Below are 16,452 nucleotides of genomic sequence, written 5' to 3'. Positions count from 1 at the left end.
CGCGATCATGACGAATGTCCGACTTCACGGCGGGTAGAGCACCGGCATGCAGACATTCCTCCCGTATCCGGACTTCGTAGCGAGCGCCCGGGTGCTGGACCAGAAGCGACTCGGCAAGCAGCGCGTCGAGACCATCCAGGTGCTACGGGGCCTCACCCGGCCGACGTACGGCTGGCGCAATCACCCGGCGGTGAAGATGTGGGCCGGGTACGAGGAGGCGCTGACCCGGTACGGGCTGGACATGTGCGCGGTCTGGTCCGAGCCCGGCCGGGCGGACACCTGCGCCGCCACGATGACGACCGACCTCGCCGACGCGTGCGGCATCACCCGCATCCGCAGCCAGGACGAGCTGGCGGAGGCCGGCGAACTGCCGCCCTGGCTGGGCCGCGAGGACCTGCACCTCAGCCACCGCTCGTCCCTGCTGCGCAAGGACCCCGGGCACTACCGCCCGATCTTCGGCGACGACGTCCCCCCCGACCTCGAGTACGTCTGGCCCGCCTCCGACCGCGAGCGCCGCTGCCTGAGGTGAAAGGGCCCCTTCCTTTCACTTCGGGCAGAATTGGGCGCATGGCGGTGTCGCAAGTGGTCGGCCGGCTCATCGGCGTACGCCGGCACCTGGTCGACCCCGGCGGCGGTGGCGCGCCCCGCGTGCCGCACCCGGTCCCGGCCGTCGTGGTCGGCGGCGGGATCGCCGGCATGTCGGCGGCCGTGGTGCTGGCCGAGCGCGGCGTGCCGGTCACCGTGCTGGAGGCGGCCCCCACCCTCGGCGGCCGGCTCGGCGCCTGGCCGGAGTCCCTGCCTGACGGCAGCCAGATGAACGAGCACGGGTTCCACGCGTTCTTCCGGCAGTACTACAACTGGCGGTCGATCCTCCGCCGAATCGACCCGGCGCTGGGCTTCCTCAAACCGATCCCCGGCTACCCGGTCCTCTCCGCCGACTGGCCCACGGAGGAGTTCGGCCGGCTCCCGCCCGCTCCCCCGGCGAACCTGCTCACCCTCCTGGTGCGCAGCCCCAGCCTGCGCCTCACCGACCTGCGCCGGATGGATCGGGACGCCGCGCTGCCGCTGCTCACCTACGATCCGGTGCGCACGTACGCCGACTTCGACGACATCACCGCCGACGAGTTGCTCACCTCGCTCAAGCTGCCGGACCGGGCGCGGGCGATGCTCTTCGAGGTCTTCTCCCATTCGTTCTTCAACCACGAGGCGGAGATGTCGGCCGCCGAGATGATCGCGCAGTTCCACTTCTACCTGCTCGGCAACCCTGAAGGGCTCGCCTTCGACTGCCCCGACGAGGACTACGCCACCGCCATCTGGCAGCCGCTCGCCCGCCACGTCGAGAAGCACGGCGGCCGGATCGTCACCGGCACCGCGGCCACCGGGCTGCACCGCGACGCCGCCGGCTGGCGGGTGGAGACCACCGGCGGGGCGTACGACGCCCGCCACGTCGTGCTCGCTCTCGACCCGCCGGCACTCGCCGCGCTGGTCGCGGCCTCCCCGGCGCTCGTCGAGGCCGCTCCCGAGCTGGTGGCGCGGATGCCCGTCTTCGGCCGGCCCGGTCCGCCGTACGCGGTGGCGCGCTACTGGTGCGACGGGGACGTGGATCCGGGGCGGGCGGTGTTCAGCGGCGTGTCCCGGCGGGCCACCCTGGACTCGGTGACGCTCTACCACCGGTTGGAGAACGAATCCCGCCGCTGGGCCGTACGCACCGGCGGGTCAGTGGTGGAGCTGCACGCGTACGCCTGTGATCCGGGCGTGCCCGCCCGGGAGTTGGCGGAGCGGATGTGGGCCGAGCTGGGCACGTTGTGGCCGGAGGCGGCCCGGCTGCGGATCCGCGAGTTGCGGGCCCGCGTCGAGGCGCAGGCACCGGCCTTCGTTCCGGGGAGCAACGTGTGGCGGCCGGGCGTCCGCACCGACGCCGACGGTCTCCACCTGGCCGGTGACGGGATCCGCACGGACTTCCCGAGCGCCCTCATGGAGCGGTCCGCGGCGACCGGCGTCATCGCGGCGAACCACATCCTGCGGGCCGAGGGCGGGGCGGCGGAGCCGGTCCACTCGATCCGCCCGCGCGGCCTACTGGCCCGCCGCGCCCCGCAACCACCCCGTCGATCATGAGGTTGGCGGGTGAGTTGATCTCCAAATCACCCGCCAACTTCATGATCAACGTGCCTGGGTGGCGGGAGTGAGATCGAAATGCGTTGCCGGGGGTCACCGGCCACCCCTACCGTGATCGCGCAAGGTCAACCACCGCCGCGGGAGCTGTTCATGTCGATGTCGCACGTCAGCCGTGTGCCGTCGGCGCCGCCCGGCGACGGTTGCCGTGCCGGTGGAGGTGGCCGGCCCGACTGACGCATACCCACGTCGAGCCGCCCGTCCGCCGCAGCAGGACCGGGCGGCTCCGTCGTCCGGGGGGACCGCCAGTCAGGGAGGGAGATACCGGTGAACGCCGTCCTCGTCGTCAACGCCGACCTCGGCCCGCTGCACCGGGTCACCGTCCAGCACGCGATCCGGATGCTCTGCCGCCGGGTCGCCGAGATCCACGAGGCCGAGCCGGACCGGGTGATCGGGGTGTTCCCGGTTCCCCGGGTGGTACGGCTCGTCCGGTACGTGGTGACCCGCTGGCGGTTCAGCGCCGGCCCCGCCTGGTCTCGGGCCGGGGTGCTGCGGCGGGACGGCCGGGGCTGCGCGTACTGCGGCGGCCCGGCCGGCACCATCGACCACATCCTGCCCCGCTCGCGTGGCGGCCGGAACACGTGGCGGAACACGACCGCCGCCTGCTACGAGTGCAACCAGCGCAAGGGTGACCGGACGCCCGCCGAGGCGCGCATGCCGCTGCGGCGCGAGCCGGTGACCCCGACGTGGGCGTCGCTCGCGGGGCGGTGACGAACCGGCCGGCGGGGTACGGGGGGCCGCGTCGGGAGGCTACGACCTCGGCGCGGCACCCGCTGGCCGCCCTCCGGTGGCCGCCCGGTCCGACTGGTCCGGCTCGGTCACCGGAGGGTCCTCCCGCACCCGGGTCACCGGCCGGCCGTTGGTGCACCGGGCGGTGACGACGCTGCGGCTGCCATTGGCCACCAGCTCGACCCCCACCTGCCGCGCCGGACCGGGCTCGTACCGCCCGAGCTGGTGGCCGGCTGCCGGGACGACGTCCACGATTCGCGCCGCCTTCCGGTCGCAGCGGACCGAGACGGTGCCGCCGCGCGTCGCGACCTCGGTGGGGGACGGGCCCTCGGTCGGGGACGGACCCCCGGTCGACGGGGTGCTCGCCGCACCACCGGTGGGTGTTGAGCCGGCGCCCGGGACGGCGGTGGCGATCGGCGCCGGCGTGGACCGGGCCGCCGGGGACGCCGCCGGTGCGCCGGACCGGCTGGGCGGCCGGGGCACGTCGCCGGTGACCGGCAACGCCACGCTCGACGTGCCGCTCGTACCGAGACCGGTCTCCGGCTCCTCGACCGTGCCGGGCCGCCGGAACGCGGGGCTGCCGAGCGTGCCGGCGAGCGCCACCGCGCCGAGCACAGCCGCGGCGATCGCGACGAGGAGGCGGGTGCCGTACCGGGTCCGGCGTCCTGGCGTCGCCGGGCGCCCCTCCTGCGCGGTCACCAGCGGTCGTAGGGCGGGACCGGCCGGCGGGGCCACGGCGGAGGGCGTCTCCTCCGCGGCGTCGCCCGTCTCGGGTCCGGGCATCCGGAGCAGCGCCCCGGTCAGGATGCGCGCCGCCTCCGCGGCGGCTGGCCGGTCCGCGGGGTTCTTCGCCAGGCACTGCCGGTAGAGGCGGCCGACCTCCGACGGGATCCCGTCGACGTGGGGCAGCGGCCCCGGCTCGTCGTACGCGTGGGCACGCAGGAACCCGGTCCGAGTCTTCCGCCGCCACGGCAGCCGGCCGACGAGCACGTGGTGGACCAGCAGGCCGAGCGCGTACACGTCGGCGGCGGACAGCACCTCCCCCGCGTCGAGCCGCTCGGGTGCGGTGTAGGCCGGGGTCCCGAGGAGTCGCCCCTCCACGTCGATCTCGGGCTGCCCGACGGCGGCGGCGATGCCGAAGTCGAGGATCTTGGCCCCGGTCGGGGTCAACATCACGTTCTCGGGCTTCACGTCCCGGTGCACCAGGTGCTGGGCGTGTGCCGCGGCGAGGCCGGCGGCCACGTCCGCGCACACCCGCAGCGCGTCCCGCGGCGGCAGCGGACCGGTGGTGAGACGCCGCGCGAGCGTGGTGCCGGTGAGCAGTTCCATGACGACGAAGGGCACCTGGTCCCCGTCGAGCGGGGACTCCCCGAAGTCGTACACGTTGGTGAGGTTGGGGTGCGACATCCGGGCCGCGGCCTTCGCCTCCGCGCGGATCCTCCACCGGGCGGCCGGGTCGGCAGCGGTGAGGACCTTGACCGCCACGTCCCGTTCCAGCACCTCGTCGTGGGCCCGCCAGACGGTCGACATCCCGCCCGTGCCGAGACGATCGGTCAGGCGGTAGCGGCCCGCGAGCAACTGATCACGCTGCACGGTGGACAGCCTGCCATGGCCGCCGTCGTATGGCACGACCGGATCGCGTCGACCGGTGTCGATCAAAGTCGACGGTCCAGTGTGGACCGCCTTGTCGGCGGCGGACGCCGTGACGCGGTCAGGCGACCGGCGGCGTCCAGGTGAAACGGGCCGGGCGGCGTTCGTTGGCGGCGGCCACGCCCTCGCGGGCCTCGCCGCTGGCCCGGACCTGCCCGTGCCACCAGGCGATCCGGTCGGCGTCCGCGCGGCCGTCGACGATCTCCTTGGCGGCGGCGACGGTGAGCTGCGACCGCGCCGCCACCGCGGCGGTGATCTCGTCCACCCGGGCGGTCAGCCGGTCGGCGGGCAGCACCTCGTCGACCAGGCCGATCCGCAGCGCCCGGTCGGTGTCGATCAGCTCCGACGTGAAGAGCAGGTGCTTCGCGGCGGACGGCCCGACCAGCCGGGCCAGCCGCCGGGTGGTGGGCGCCGGGTAGACCAGGCCGAGCCGCGCCGGCGGTACGCCGAACCGCGCGTCGTCGGCGGTGATCCGCAGGTCGCAGGCGACGGCGAGCTGGCACCCGCCACCCACGCAGGCGCCCCGGATCGCGGCGACGGTCGGCTTGGCGAAGGCGGCCAGCCGCTCTTCGGCCTCGACGGCGATGCTCGCGTCACCGGCGTCGAGCAGTTCGTCGAGGTCGCCGAGGTCCGCCCCGGCGCAGAAGGTGCCGTCCGCGCCGGTGAGCACCAGGATCCGCACGGCCGGGTCGGCCTCCAGGCTGTCCATCAGCACCGGAAGCTGCCGCCACATCGCCGCGGTCATCGCGTTGCGCCGGGCCGGGTTGTGGATCACCACCGTCGCCACCGCGCCGGTCACCTCGACGAGGAGTTCCGCGTCCGCCACCGCCACTCTCCCTCCGCCCGCCCGGGTCACCACCGGCCCGGTGCGGCGACCATATCGGCGCGGACTCCGCCCCGGGCGCGGCGAGTGGCGCCCGTCACGCAGGGTTCGCCCGCCCCCGGCCGTCCGGTTGGATCCACTCCGTGCCCCGGCATGGCGGGAAGCCCGCCGGGTTGGATCGCGCTCGCGGCCACGTCACCAGTCGGCGGCCGCCGCCAGCAGCGTCCGGCGTACCGCCTGGACCTCGCGCCGGCCGGCCGCCTGGGGGCGGGTGGCGAGGAAGAGCGTGTTGAGCGGGGGCACGGCCGGTCGCAGCAGCGCCACCAGCTCGCCGGAGGCCAGGTGCCGGTCGCACAGGTACGTCGGCAGCACGCTCGCCCCGGCACCCGCCACCACCGCGCCGAGCACCGCGCGCAGGTCGGCCACCACCAGGTCGGGCGTACGGGTCAGCCGGGTGTCGAAGACGGTACGCCACCAGCGGCGCAGGATCGGCGCCTCCTCGGCGTACGCGGCCAGCGGCACCTCCCGCAGCGCGGACGGGGTGACCGGGGTCGGCAGCCGGTCCCGCCAGGCCGGGGCGGCGACCAGCGCAAACTCCTCGTCGTACAGCGGCTCGGTGGTCAGCCCGCGCCGGCGCGGGCGGACGCTGGTCACCGCGAGGTCGAGCCGGGCGGCGGCGAGGTCGTCGGCCAGCCGCTCGGGCAGGCCGGCGGTGACCCGCAGTTCCAGCCCGTCGGCGACCAGCCCCGCGAGCGCCGGCAGGACCCGCTCGGCGAGGAACTCGGCCGGCCCGCCGAGGAAGACCGTCCGGGGGTACGGCTCGGCCGGGTCCGCGGCCAGCACCTCGTCGAGCCGGTCCAGGGGCTCGGCGACCCGTCTCGCCAGCTCGTCCCCGGCGGCCGTCGGGGCCACTCCTCGGGGCCGGCGGTCGAAGAGCGGCCGGCCCACGGCCTCCTCCAGCGCCCGGAGCTGCGCGGTGACGGTCGGCTGGGCGAGCCCGAGCAGGTGCGCCGCGCCGGTGACCGACCCGGTGCGGTGGACGGCGAGGAAGCTGCGGAGCAGGTCGAGCGAGACCTTCACATCAGGAAACCTATCGCAGTGGCACCCTTCGCCTATTGGTCAGCTATGGATCGGCGCGCCAGCATGGTCGGCATGACTCGTGCACTCATCGCCCTGACCAGTCACCGCCAGCTCGGGAACACCGGCCGGGAGACCGGCTTCTACGTCGGTGAGGCCGCCGAACCGTGGGAGGTGTTCCGGGCCGCCGGATGGGACGTCGACCTCGTCTCCGTGGCCGGCGGTCAGCCGCCGGTGGACGGCCACGACCCGGACGACGCCACCCAGAACGCCTTCCTCGCCACCGCCGGCGTCGAGAACACGCCGAAGGCGGCCGAGGTCGACCCGACCGGGTACGACGTCATCATGTTCGCGGGCGGCCACGGCACCATGTGGGACTTCCCGAACGACCCGGACCTGGCCCGGATCGCCGCCTCGATCTACGAGCGCGGCGGTGTCGTCGCGGCGGTCTGCCACGGGCCCAGCGCCCTGGTGAACCTGCGCCTCTCGGACGGCTCCCACCTGGTGGCCGGCAAGCGGGTGGCCGGCTTCACCAACGAGGAGGAGGCCGCCGTCGGGCTGACCGACGAGGTGCCGTTCCTGCTCGCCGACAAGCTCACCGAGGCCGGCGCCACGCACGTACCCGCCCCGAACTGGACCGAGCAGGTCATCGTCGACGGCCGCCTGGTGACCGGCCAGAACCCGCAGTCCGCCCGCGCGCTGGCCGAAGCGGTGGTGACGGCCGTCCCGGCGGGCTGACCCGCGTCCCGCGGGTCCTCCGTGGGAGCACTTTCCCGGAAAGAGCGGCCATTCCGTCCGCGAAGGCCGCACTTTCCGGGAAGGTGCGGCGTCGACTCCGTCAGGTGTCAGAGCCGTTCGACCACCCGGAACCGCTCGGCCACCGCGAGGGTGTCATCGTCGACGGTGAAGTCCGGGTCGCCGAGGAAGTCACGGAACTCCGCGCCGTGCCAGAACTCCTCGTGCCCGGTCCGCCAGTCGGCGACCGTCTCGAACCCCTCGCCCTCGTCCCGCGCGTGCGCGAGGTCGACGTCGCCGAGGCGCAGCACCCGCACGTCGGTCAGTTCGATCACCGCCACCGGACGGTCGGCCGAGTCAACGACGACGGAGCGACCACCGGCCACGGGCAGCGGCTCGCCGTCGTGCTCGTACCCGACCAACAGCCCCGTCGTGGTGGTCTTCGCGCCGGACAGGATCGCGGCGACCAGCCGCTCCCGCAGCGGGCCGGGGAAGGCGAACTCGGCCTTGGGCAGTTCGGACATGGGCGGGACGTTAGCGGTGCCGACGCCCCGTCACACCCGGTATTCCGGCGGCAGCCCGGTGCCCCGCAGCTCGGGCGGCAGGTGCGCCACGTCGTTGAAGGCGACCAGCCGGGGCGGCAACCCGTCGACGTAGCGGATGGCGGTCAGCCCGCAGTGCTGCGGGTTCAGCCCGAGCCACCGCGGGGCGGGGGCGTCCAGGGCCTCCCGGACCAGCCAGGCGATCAGGAACGCGTGGGTGACCACCAGTTCGCGGACGTCCCCCTCGACCGGCGGCCGGGCGAACCGCCGCACGGCCGCCGCCGTCACCCGCGGCCCGTCGGCCCGCTCGGCCGGCGGGAAACCGTCCAGGAACCGGGCGTACGACGGCGGCAGCCCGGCCGGGTCGGTGTCGTGCGGCAGGTGGTCCCCGGCGAGGTCGGTGACGTGCACCGGCACCCCGGGCAGGGCCGCGGCGACCAGCCCGCCCGTCTCGGCGGCCCGGGGCAGCGGGCCGTGGTGAACGGCGTCGAGGGACGCCTCCCGCAGCCGCTCGCCGAGCAGCAACGCCTGCCGCCGGCCCCGCACGGACAGTCCGGCGGCGTCGGTGGGCTGTTCCGGCTCCCCGTGCCGGGCCAGCAACAGCAGTCGGCTCGCCACACCCTCACCCCGTCACGCCGGAAGGCACGGCCCCGCGCCGCGCCTTCCGATCATGCCGTGGCCCGCAGCGGCCGGGCGACGCTGATCGCCTCGTCCGTCGTGCTCAGCTCCGGGCGAACATCTGGCCGATGCGGATCTTGTTGCCGAAAGGGTCGCGGATGCCGAAGTCGATGCCGTACGGCCGCTCCATCGGCTCGTCGGTGATGTCGACGCCCTTGGCGACCAGGTCCTCGTACGTCTTGTGGGCGTCGTCGGTGGTCATGAAGAGGAAGCCACCCGCCGCGCCCTTGGTGAGCAGCTCGCGGACCTGCTCGGCGGTGGCCGGGTCGAGGTTCGGTGGGCCGGGCTTCTCCAGCAGGATCTCGCGCTGCGGGTCGCCGGGCACGTTGACCGTCAGCCAGCGCATGAAGCCGAGGTCCTGGTCGGTGTTGACCTCCAGGCCGAGCTTGCCGACGTAGAAGTCGAGCGCCTCGTCCTGGTCGAGGACGTAGATCTGGGAGCGGGAAATCGCGTTCATCGTCATGCCGGGAACGCTAGTGGTCGCCCCTGACCTGCTGCTTATCCAAAACTGCTGGGCCGGGTCCAGGCCTTGGTGAAGCAGCTCGGCACCAGTGCGGCCGGCGCCGTCCGCCGCTTGCGGAAGTCGGTGGGCGACTCGCCGACGATCTGCCGGAACGTCCGGCTGAACGTGCCGAGGCTGCTGAAGCCGACGGCGTAGCAGATGTCCGTCACGCCCTGCGCGGTGTTCAGGAGCAGGTCCATGGCCCGCTCCACCCGCCGGCGCTGCAGGTAGCGGTGCGGGGTCTCGCCGAACGTCGCCCGGAAGGTCCGGATGAAGTGCGCCTCGGAGACGTACGCGATCTTCGCGAGGGCGGGGATGTCGAGTGGGTCCGCGTACGCCCGGTCCATGGCGTCGCGGGCGCGCAGCATCGCCCGGTTGGTCTCCTCGGTGGCCCTGCTCACGTATTTTCGGGGCCGGCTCAGGCACGCTCGGCGACCCGGGCGACGAAGGCCCGCCAGGCGGCCGGCGCGAAGGCCAGGGTGCCGCCGTCGCGGTCCTTCGTGTCGCGCACGAGAACGACGCCAGGCAGGTTGTCGGCGACCTCGACGCAGTTGCCGCCGTTCGAGCTGCTGCGACTGCTCTTGTGCCAACGGGCGCGGGTCAGGTCAGCCATGTTCGTGCTCGCAAGAAATCGATGGACTGGTCTCGCGGAAGTGAAACCGACCTCACGGTATCCCAGACCGCCCAGAGGGCGGCAACCTCATTCGTGATGCGCCCCGCCGCCTGATCATCGAGATAGCCGACGTCTTCGCCGTCGCCGTTGGTCGCGATGACGAACGGCCCCGCCTGGCCCGGGTGAAGCCCCGCAGTGAGTGGCAGGACATGCACCATGACGCTCGGGCGCTTCGCCATCGCGATCAGGTGGTCGAGCTGTGGATGAATGACTTCGGGATCCCCTCGCCGCAGAGCTGCTTCATCGATCACAAACACGGTCAGGGGCGGTCGCGGCCGGTCGAAGACATCGGCCTGACGGCGTAGTCTCGTTTCCACATAAACGGCCGCGTCAGCCGCCAACGGTCCGCTCGTGAGTACCGCCTGTGCGTATGCCTCAGTCTGTAGCAGGCCCGGAATGACGGCTGACTCATAGCACCGAAGCCCCGTCGCCTCGCGCTCGATGTCTGTCCAGGGCCGGAACCAGGCCGGCTCGCGTCGCTTGAGCGCGTCCGGCCACAGCTCCAGGACGTCCTTTCCGAGGATCGACGCCACCTGGGCGCGGTGCCGGGTCTGCGGTATCCGTCCGTGGGTCACCCAACGCTGTGCGGTCTTCGGGTCCACGCCAACCTGCGCAGCAAGGCTCTCGGCCGTCTCCCCTGCCTCCGTCATGGCGACCATCACCAACCGGTTCATCCCCTGGCGGCCCTCCTTCATCCCGAACGTCCCGAACACATCCTGCAACGCTGTGTATCCGGTCGGCAACAGTGTGCAGGGTTCTTTGTGGACGGCGCGGCCGGTGGAGGCACCCGAAGCCCGGCGGTCGCGTCCAGTCGCGGGGCCGCCCCGGCAGGACGGGTGGGGCGGCCCCTCCAACCGACGAGGGAGGCGGCAGGCTCGTGAGTCTTGCGGATTACGACGCGGCCCGCGTACTCGGGAAGATCTGCGGTGCGGTCGACGGCGCGGGACGCTGGCGCGCGACCTGCAATCTCGTCCCCGGGCACGACGGCCCGCACGAGTGCTGGAAGGGCGCGGGGACGGTCGTGTTCCGGGCCTGGCCCTTCCCCGTGCCGGCGGCCCTGCCGTGGGCCCGCGACGAGGCCCGGCCCTGATGCCGCGCCGCCCCGAGCACGTGCCGTCCCGGCCGACCTGGCGGTGCGTCGCCTGCGGGATCGCCTGGCCGTGCTCGCCGGCGAAGCTACGGCTCCTCGGTGAGTACCGCCATGACCGGGCCGCCCTGCTGATCTACCTCGCCACCCTTCAGGTCGAGGCGGCCGAACAGCTCGCCGCGCTCGACCACGACGTCCCGCCGGCCCGCCTCGCGGAGCGCTTCACCGGCTGGGCCCGCGCCCGGGACTGACCGCTTGGAGATCTTGGAGGAATCGAGCCCCTCCAGGGGCCGGATTCCTCCAAGATCGGTGGGCCGCGCACCGCCGCCGGTGCTCCCTGACCGGCTGCCGTCGCTGCTGCGGACGAATCCGGGCGGATGTCGTACCGGCGTGGCAGCATCGCCGTCGTGGCCACATCGAAGCAGCCGGTGACCGTGCCGACCGACGCCAGCGTCGACGAGTTCCTCGCGGCGGTTCCCGACGAGCGCCGGCGGGCCGACGCGCTCCGCCTGTGCGGGATCCTGCGCGACATCACCGGTGAGCCGCCGGTGATGTGGGGGCCGAGCATCGTCGGCTTCGGCAGCTACCGCTACACCTACGAGAGCGGGCGCACGGGTGACTGGCCGCTGGTCGGCTTCTCGCCGCGCAAGCAGCAGCTCGTCGTCTACCTGGTCGGCGGCTACGAGGAGCGTTACCCGGCGCTGCTCACCCGGCTCGGTCCGCACAAGACCGGCAAGGGTTGCCTCTACCTCAAGCGGCTCGACAACGTCGACGAGGGCGCGCTACGTGAGCTCGTCGAGCGCACCGTACGCGTCCACAAGGGCGTCGACCGGGCGTCCCACGACAGGCAGGGCGACTGATGCCGCACACCCTCGACGTGCCCGGCGCCGTCCTGCACTACGGCGTCCGCGAGGCCGAGGCGACCAGCGAGCCGACCCTGTTGATGATCGGGTCACCGATGGCGGCCAGCGGCTTCGCCAGCCTGGCGGAGCACTTCGGCGACCGCACGGTGGTGACGTACGACCCGCGCGGGATCGGCCGGAGCGAGCGGACGGACGACGGCGCCGAGTCGACGCCCGAGCAGCACGCCGACGACCTGCACCGGCTGATCGACGCGCTCGGCGGTGGACCGGTCGACATCTTCGCCAGCAGCGGCGGCGCGGTGAACGCGCTCGCGCTGGTGGCCCGGCACCCGGAGCAGGTGCGCACCCTGGTGGCACACGAGCCGCCCGCCGCCCAGGTGCTGCCCGACCGGGAGGAGGCGCTGGCGGCGGTCGTGGACATCCGCCGGACGTACGACCGGGAGGGCTTCGGCCCGGCGATGGCGAAGTTCATCGCGGTCGTCAGCCATCGGGGCCCGCTCCCGGCGGGGTTCGCCGAGCGGACCGCGCCGTCCCCGGCCGACCTCGGGCTGCCGAGTGAGGACGACGGCACCCGCGGCGACCCCATGTTCGGCCAGAACATCATGACCTGCACGCACTACAAGCCCGACTTCGACGCCCTGCGGGCGGCGCCGACCCGCATCGTGGTGGGTGTCGGCGCCGCGTCCGCGGGCGAGCTGGCCCACCGGGCGGGGCTGGCCGTCGCCGAGCGGCTCGGCAGCACGGCGGTCACGTTTCCCAGCCACCACGGCGGCTTCATGAGCGGGGAGTTCGGCATGCAGGGCGACCCGGACGCGTTCGCCGTCACCCTGCGCCAGGTTCTCACCGCCACTTGACGCCTGCTGCCCACGGCAGCCGCGACGCCCGTACCCCTCGGGGTACGCGCAGAAACGTCCGCCGTGACCGGAGCGGCGCCCGCTGGGACGCCGCTCCGGTCGGGCGGATCACCCATTGTCAGTGCCCGCCGCCTCCGGCGGGACCTCTGTCTCCGGTGCCCCCGGGACCGTCAGGTCCGGCCCGGGCGCGGCGGTCTCCGGCTCCGTCTCGTCCGGCTCCGGCGTCGTCGGGCTCGGCGTCGTCGGGCTCGGCGTCGTGCCGGTCGGGCTCGGCGTGGTCGGGCTCGGCGTCGGCGACGTCGGGCTCGGCGTGGTCCGGGTCGGGCGCGGCGTCGTCGGGCTCGGGCTCGGCGACGTCGGGCTCACGGTCGGCGCCGGCGTCGGGCTGGTCGGGCTCGGCGCCCGGGTCGGCGCCGCCGGTGCCGCACAGTTGGACCGGTCGACCGCGTTGGTGTCCAGCGTGACCGCACCGTCACGGCTCAGGGCCCCGCCCTGCTCGATCTTCGCGGCGGATTCGAGGGTGACCGCGTTGACGGCCATGATCCGGCCGACGAAGGACGTGTTGGTGCCCAGGTTGGCGGAGTCGCCAACCGTCCAGAAGATGTTGCAGGCCGGTCCGGGCGAGTTGACAACCCGCACGTCACTGTTCTGCGCGGTGGTCAGGCCGGAGTCCACCTGGATGATGAAGACCGCGCCGGCGTTGCCCTGCGCGTCCAGCGTGAGCGTGCCGTCCAGATTCGCGTCCGCCGACGCCCGGTACACCCCCGGAGTGAGCGTCTGGCCGTCGAGCTGCGGCCCGACCGTCCGGCTCGACGGTCGTCCCGCCGCATCCTCGTACGCGGTGGTCAGGTCGGACTGCGCCCGTTCCGCCGCGGCGTTGCCCGCGTTCACCTGGCCGTTCACCACGCCCGGCGGGAATCCGGTCACCTCCGTGCCCGGGTGCACCCCGAGGTCCCCGTTGACGACGGTGTCCCCGCTGTTCGTCACCGAATCGTCGGCGAGGACCGCGTAGGTGCCCGCCGTCCTCAGGTCGACCGGCGCGTCGGCCGCGGTGGCGGTCGCCGCAGGCGTGGGGGCCAGTCCGGCGAAGACCAGACTCGACCCCAGGAAGGCCGACCGGGCAAAGCGAAGTCCCGTGCCGGCGTTGCGTGCGAAGTCGCTTGTCATGGCTGGCATCCGTTCGCTGTGACGGTGATGGCATCCGAACCGTCCGCGTCGCGGCGGCCGGTCCGCGCTACCGCCTCCCCGCCGACCTCGCCGGCAAACCTGCGGCACCGGGCCCGGGAGCCGCTGGACGCCCCTCGCCGCCCGGCAAACGGGACGACCGGGAACAGCCGGGAATGTCGGCTCCCGGCCCCGGAGGTTCGCGAGGAACACGCGGGGTAAATCCCGGCCATGGCCGCTGATCGAGACGACCGGCTTGGCCCCGGACCGTCGCCGAGCAGGCCAAGGACATCACGGCGCAGGCCCGACGCCGCGGCGGTGCGGCCGGCAGGCTGCGGCTGCGACACCTCGAGATCATCCTGGTCGTCGCCGTCCAGTGCGGGCTTGCCGCCGCGCTGTCCTGGGTGATCGCCCACGAGGTGCTGGACAGGTCAGCGCCGGTCTTCGCCCCGAGCGCGGCAGTCGGCACGATCGTCGCCGCCCTCGGGCAGCGCGCCAGACGTACGTTCGAACTGATGCTCGGCGTCGGGCTGGGCCTGTTGACCAGCGATCTTCTGGTGCTCGCCATCGGTTCGGGCCTTGGCAGATCGGCTTGGTGGTGACGCTGGCCATCGCCGTCGCACTGCTGCTCACCGGACGAAGCGGCGCGCTGGTCGCCCAGGCCGGCAGTACCGCAGTCCTGATCGCCACGCTGTCACCAGCCACACGAGACCTCGAGTTGCCCCGGATCCTCGACGCCGTCGTAGGCGGCGTCGTCGGGTTGGGGGTGGTGGCGGTGCTGCTGCCGATCAACCCGATGCGCGTGCTCGATCGGCCGGCGCACCGATCGTCGAGACCCTCTACGCGCAGCTTCGGGGGGTCGCACACGCACTGAGACAACGAGACCGGGATCGCGCGATGCGGGCACTTGAGCAACTCCGCGGTATGGAGCCGGACCTCGCCCGGATGCACGAGGCCCTGGCAGGCGCCGAGGAGGTGGTGACCATCGCACCGTTGCGCTGGCGCCGCCGACGCGACGTAAAGCGTTACGAGCGGGGCTGCGAGCATTTCGACCGGGTAACGCTTGAGTCCCGGGAGCTGGCCCGGTGGGCCACCACCAGCCTCGAGTAAGACGAGCCGGTGCCGGAGGAACTCATTGCCGCCGTGGAGCGGCTCGCCGAGGCGCTCCGGCTACTACGCGAGGAGACCCGGCACGGCCAGCCACCCGAGCAGACACGCCACGCAGTTCTGGACGTCGCACGGTTGGCCGGCCAGGCCCGCGCAAGGGGCCTGAAGTCGTACGCCGACGCGATGGTGACCCAGCTTCGCACAGCGGCGAGTGACCTGCTCCGAGCGAGCGGGTACGAGCCAGCCACGGCCAACCGGATGGTGCGCGAGGCGGCGCAGCAGGGCTTTGGCTAGGACTTTGACCAGGGTGATCAACCGCGGGCGCGACCGGCCTGGGAAGGCTGGGCTGGCTGCGGGTACGCGAGACCGTGGCCGCGTACCCGCAGCTTGATCATGGTGACGCAGTTGTACCCGGTCGCATTGTTGTACATCCAGGTAGACGTCGCCCAGGTCGGTGCCGTCATCGGCGATGATCGACCGGTGGCCGTCGGAGACCTGGGTCCACGAGCCACCGAAGTCGGCGTTGCAGGCTGGTGTACGGGTTCGCGGCGTGGGCCGACGATCCGAACGTCGTCACCGCGGCGCGGACAGAGTTGTCCGGTGCCTGTGATCCATCGGATGTGATCAACTTTAGCCCGGTGCGCTAGGCGGAGCTAGGGCAGCGTCCGTCAGGACATGCCTGGTGGTGTTGGAGCCCCCGGCCGGGATCGAACCGGCGACATCTCGCTTACAGAGGGCGCGCAAATAGGTCAGCGGGGATGAGCCGGGTAGGAGGTGGGCACAGACGTCAGTGATCATGAAGGTTCCTACGCCTAGTGATCACTGGAACGCCTGTGCCCGCTGTCCCATCATGGCTGAGCGACCCCTTGTGGGACCAGTTCGCCGCGCTGCTGCCACCCCGCCCCGCTACCGATCCCACCCATCCGTTGGGCTGTCACCGCCGGCGGGTCGCCGACCGGATCGTGTTCGACAAGTTGCTGCAGGTGCTGCGGTTCGGCTGCTCCTACCAGGGCATCGCCGACTCGACCTGCTCGGCCACCACGATCCGCAACCGCCGTGACGAGTGGATCCGCCTGGGCGTGTTCGCCCAGCTCAAGACGATCGCGCTGAACGCCTACGACCGTCTCGTCGGGCTGCTGCTGGACGACCTTGCCGTCGATGGGTGCATCACCAAGGCGCCCGGCGGTGGCGAGGTCGCTGGCCGTTCACCGGTCGACCGCGGCAAGCAAGGCATGAAACGTTCGGTCATGGTCGACGCCCGCGGCATCCCACTGGGCCGCGTCCTGGCCGGCGCCAACCGCCACGACTCCCCGCTGCTGGAATCCACCCTGAACCGGCTCGACGACCTCGGCCCGCTGCCCGGCACCATCACCGTGCACCTGGACGCCGGGTACGACTCCCAGAAGACCCGCGACCTGCTCACCGCCCGCAGGCTGACCGGCGAGATCGCCCGCAAGGGCGTCAAAGCCCCGGTCCAGGCCACCCAGCGGTGGCACGTCGAGCGCACGAACGCCTGGCACAACGCCTTCAACCGGCTACAACGCTGCTACGAACACAAAGAAGACGTGATCAACGCCTACTTCGACCTTGCCGACGCCGTCATCACCATCCGTAGCCTCATCCGTCAGGCGTAGATCCTGTACCGGTGGAACACCCGCCCCACCCGCCGACCATGAAACCCACCTATCTGCGCGACCTCTTAGAGCGTGTTTGAGAAGGTCTGTTGTGGACGGCGTGGCGGCATGACATCCACCGCCGTGGCGGGCAGGGTGACGCGGTGTCTGCTCGCCGTGGCT

Annotated in this window: 22 protein-coding genes and 1 pseudogene; 13 read left to right on the top strand and 10 right to left on the bottom strand. The window is 72.8% G+C overall.

Features of this window, described 5'->3' with window-relative positions; genetic code table 11:
- Window positions 1–46: 46 nt before the first annotated feature.
- The 3 genes from AB0873_RS02280 (at window position 47) to AB0873_RS02270 (ending at window position 2,883) form a co-directional block, all read left to right on the top strand.
- Window positions 47–529 (top strand): MSMEG_6728 family protein, encoded by a 483-nt coding sequence (locus tag AB0873_RS02280; protein ID WP_366598080.1) that lies wholly within the window; start codon window positions 47–49, stop codon window positions 527–529.
- Between the two features lie 38 nt (window positions 530–567).
- Window positions 568–2,115: an FAD-dependent oxidoreductase gene (locus AB0873_RS02275; RefSeq protein ID WP_366598079.1), complete on the top strand. Its 1,548-nt coding sequence runs from the start codon at window positions 568–570 to the stop codon at window positions 2,113–2,115.
- A gap of 324 nt (window positions 2,116–2,439) precedes the next feature.
- Window positions 2,440–2,883: an HNH endonuclease gene (locus AB0873_RS02270; protein WP_366598078.1), complete on the top strand. Its 444-nt coding sequence runs from the start codon at window positions 2,440–2,442 to the stop codon at window positions 2,881–2,883.
- Window positions 2,884–2,922: 39 nt separating this feature from the next.
- Here AB0873_RS02270 and AB0873_RS02265 read toward each other — a convergent pair whose 3' ends face one another.
- The 3 genes from AB0873_RS02265 to AB0873_RS02255 all read right to left on the bottom strand — a co-directional run bounded on the left by AB0873_RS02265 (window position 2,923) and on the right by AB0873_RS02255 (window position 6,454).
- Complete coding sequence (locus AB0873_RS02265) at window positions 2,923–4,494, bottom strand: protein kinase (RefSeq protein WP_366598077.1); 1,572 nt, start codon at window positions 4,492–4,494, stop codon at window positions 2,923–2,925.
- A gap of 118 nt (window positions 4,495–4,612) precedes the next feature.
- Window positions 4,613–5,383, bottom strand: coding sequence for an enoyl-CoA hydratase-related protein (locus AB0873_RS02260; protein WP_366598076.1), 771 nt, complete (start codon window positions 5,381–5,383; stop codon window positions 4,613–4,615).
- 186 nt (window positions 5,384–5,569) lie between these two features.
- Window positions 5,570–6,454, bottom strand: a complete 885-nt coding sequence (locus AB0873_RS02255) for a LysR family transcriptional regulator (protein ID WP_366598075.1) — start codon at window positions 6,452–6,454, stop codon at window positions 5,570–5,572.
- A gap of 72 nt (window positions 6,455–6,526) precedes the next feature.
- On the opposite strand from AB0873_RS02255, the gene AB0873_RS02250 reads away from it, so the two are divergent.
- A complete protein-coding gene (locus AB0873_RS02250) occupies window positions 6,527–7,189 on the top strand; it encodes a type 1 glutamine amidotransferase domain-containing protein (RefSeq protein WP_366598074.1) in 663 nt (220 codons plus the stop codon).
- 107 nt (window positions 7,190–7,296) lie between these two features.
- Here the strand turns inward: AB0873_RS02250 and AB0873_RS02245 are convergent, their stop codons facing one another.
- The 6 genes from AB0873_RS02245 to AB0873_RS02220 form a co-directional block, all read right to left on the bottom strand.
- Window positions 7,297–7,710, bottom strand: coding sequence for an ASCH domain-containing protein (locus AB0873_RS02245; protein ID WP_366598073.1), 414 nt, complete (start codon window positions 7,708–7,710; stop codon window positions 7,297–7,299).
- Between the two features lie 30 nt (window positions 7,711–7,740).
- The gene (locus AB0873_RS02240) at window positions 7,741–8,346 is read right to left on the bottom strand and encodes a histidine phosphatase family protein (protein ID WP_366598072.1); all 606 of its coding nucleotides are present in this window, start codon (window positions 8,344–8,346) and stop codon (window positions 7,741–7,743) included.
- Window positions 8,347–8,449: 103 nt separating this feature from the next.
- Complete coding sequence (locus AB0873_RS02235) at window positions 8,450–8,869, bottom strand: VOC family protein (protein WP_366598071.1); 420 nt, start codon at window positions 8,867–8,869, stop codon at window positions 8,450–8,452.
- 35 nt (window positions 8,870–8,904) lie between these two features.
- Window positions 8,905–9,309, bottom strand: coding sequence for an AraC family transcriptional regulator (locus AB0873_RS02230; RefSeq protein WP_366598070.1), 405 nt, complete (start codon window positions 9,307–9,309; stop codon window positions 8,905–8,907).
- Between the two features lie 17 nt (window positions 9,310–9,326).
- A complete protein-coding gene (locus AB0873_RS02225) occupies window positions 9,327–9,521 on the bottom strand; it encodes a DUF397 domain-containing protein (protein WP_366598069.1) in 195 nt (64 codons plus the stop codon).
- Entirely contained in the window at window positions 9,509–10,255 is a 747-nt protein-coding gene (locus tag AB0873_RS02220) for a DUF5753 domain-containing protein (protein WP_366598281.1), read from the bottom strand. Before AB0873_RS02220 ends, AB0873_RS02225 begins: the two co-directional genes overlap by 13 nt.
- Before the next feature lie 203 nt (window positions 10,256–10,458).
- On the opposite strand from AB0873_RS02220, the gene AB0873_RS02215 reads away from it, so the two are divergent.
- The 4 genes from AB0873_RS02215 to AB0873_RS02200 all read left to right on the top strand — a co-directional run bounded on the left by AB0873_RS02215 (window position 10,459) and on the right by AB0873_RS02200 (window position 12,385).
- Window positions 10,459–10,671 carry a hypothetical protein gene (locus AB0873_RS02215; protein WP_155329980.1) on the top strand — a complete coding sequence of 71 codons (213 nt, stop codon included), beginning with the start codon at window positions 10,459–10,461 and terminating at the stop codon, window positions 10,669–10,671.
- On the top strand, window positions 10,671–10,919 hold the full coding sequence (locus AB0873_RS02210) for a flavin reductase (protein ID WP_366598068.1): 249 nt from the start codon (window positions 10,671–10,673) through the stop codon (window positions 10,917–10,919). The genes AB0873_RS02215 and AB0873_RS02210 overlap by 1 nt, the downstream gene beginning before the upstream one ends.
- Window positions 10,920–11,075: 156 nt before the next feature.
- Complete coding sequence (locus AB0873_RS02205) at window positions 11,076–11,528, top strand: DUF1801 domain-containing protein (protein WP_366598066.1); 453 nt, start codon at window positions 11,076–11,078, stop codon at window positions 11,526–11,528.
- Window positions 11,528–12,385, top strand: coding sequence for an alpha/beta hydrolase (locus tag AB0873_RS02200; RefSeq protein ID WP_366598065.1), 858 nt, complete (start codon window positions 11,528–11,530; stop codon window positions 12,383–12,385). Before AB0873_RS02205 ends, AB0873_RS02200 begins: the two co-directional genes overlap by 1 nt.
- 108 nt (window positions 12,386–12,493) lie before the next feature.
- Here the strand turns inward: AB0873_RS02200 and AB0873_RS02195 are convergent, their stop codons facing one another.
- Window positions 12,494–13,552, bottom strand: a complete 1,059-nt coding sequence (locus AB0873_RS02195; protein WP_366598064.1) for an ice-binding family protein — start codon at window positions 13,550–13,552, stop codon at window positions 12,494–12,496.
- Window positions 13,553–13,953: 401 nt separating this feature from the next.
- Here AB0873_RS02195 and AB0873_RS02190 point away from each other — a divergent pair, with 401 nt between their 5' ends.
- From AB0873_RS02190 to AB0873_RS02170, 5 genes and pseudogenes are all read left to right on the top strand, one after another.
- Window positions 13,954–14,151: a hypothetical protein gene (locus AB0873_RS02190; RefSeq protein ID WP_366598063.1), complete on the top strand. Its 198-nt coding sequence runs from the start codon at window positions 13,954–13,956 to the stop codon at window positions 14,149–14,151.
- Window positions 14,142–14,423 carry a hypothetical protein gene (locus AB0873_RS02185; RefSeq protein ID WP_366598062.1) on the top strand — a complete coding sequence of 94 codons (282 nt, stop codon included), beginning with the start codon at window positions 14,142–14,144 and terminating at the stop codon, window positions 14,421–14,423. Before AB0873_RS02190 ends, AB0873_RS02185 begins: the two co-directional genes overlap by 10 nt.
- A gap of 23 nt (window positions 14,424–14,446) precedes the next feature.
- Window positions 14,447–14,659, top strand: a complete 213-nt coding sequence (locus AB0873_RS02180; RefSeq protein ID WP_366598061.1) for a hypothetical protein — start codon at window positions 14,447–14,449, stop codon at window positions 14,657–14,659.
- A gap of 9 nt (window positions 14,660–14,668) precedes the next feature.
- The gene (locus AB0873_RS02175; RefSeq protein WP_366598060.1) at window positions 14,669–14,950 is read left to right on the top strand and encodes a hypothetical protein; all 282 of its coding nucleotides are present in this window, start codon (window positions 14,669–14,671) and stop codon (window positions 14,948–14,950) included.
- Between the two features lie 539 nt (window positions 14,951–15,489).
- Window positions 15,490–16,287: pseudogene (locus tag AB0873_RS02170) on the top strand (IS5 family transposase); the annotation flags it as partial.
- Between the last annotated feature and the right edge of the window lie 165 nt (window positions 16,288–16,452).

Origin of the sequence: Micromonospora sp. NPDC047707 (genome assembly GCF_040704235.1) — a bacterium.
In the GTDB taxonomy this organism is placed as follows: Bacteria; Actinomycetota; Actinomycetes; order Mycobacteriales; family Micromonosporaceae; genus Micromonospora.
Note: the sequence above shows the minus strand (reverse complement) of the source record. Positions and strands in the feature narration are given on the sequence as shown.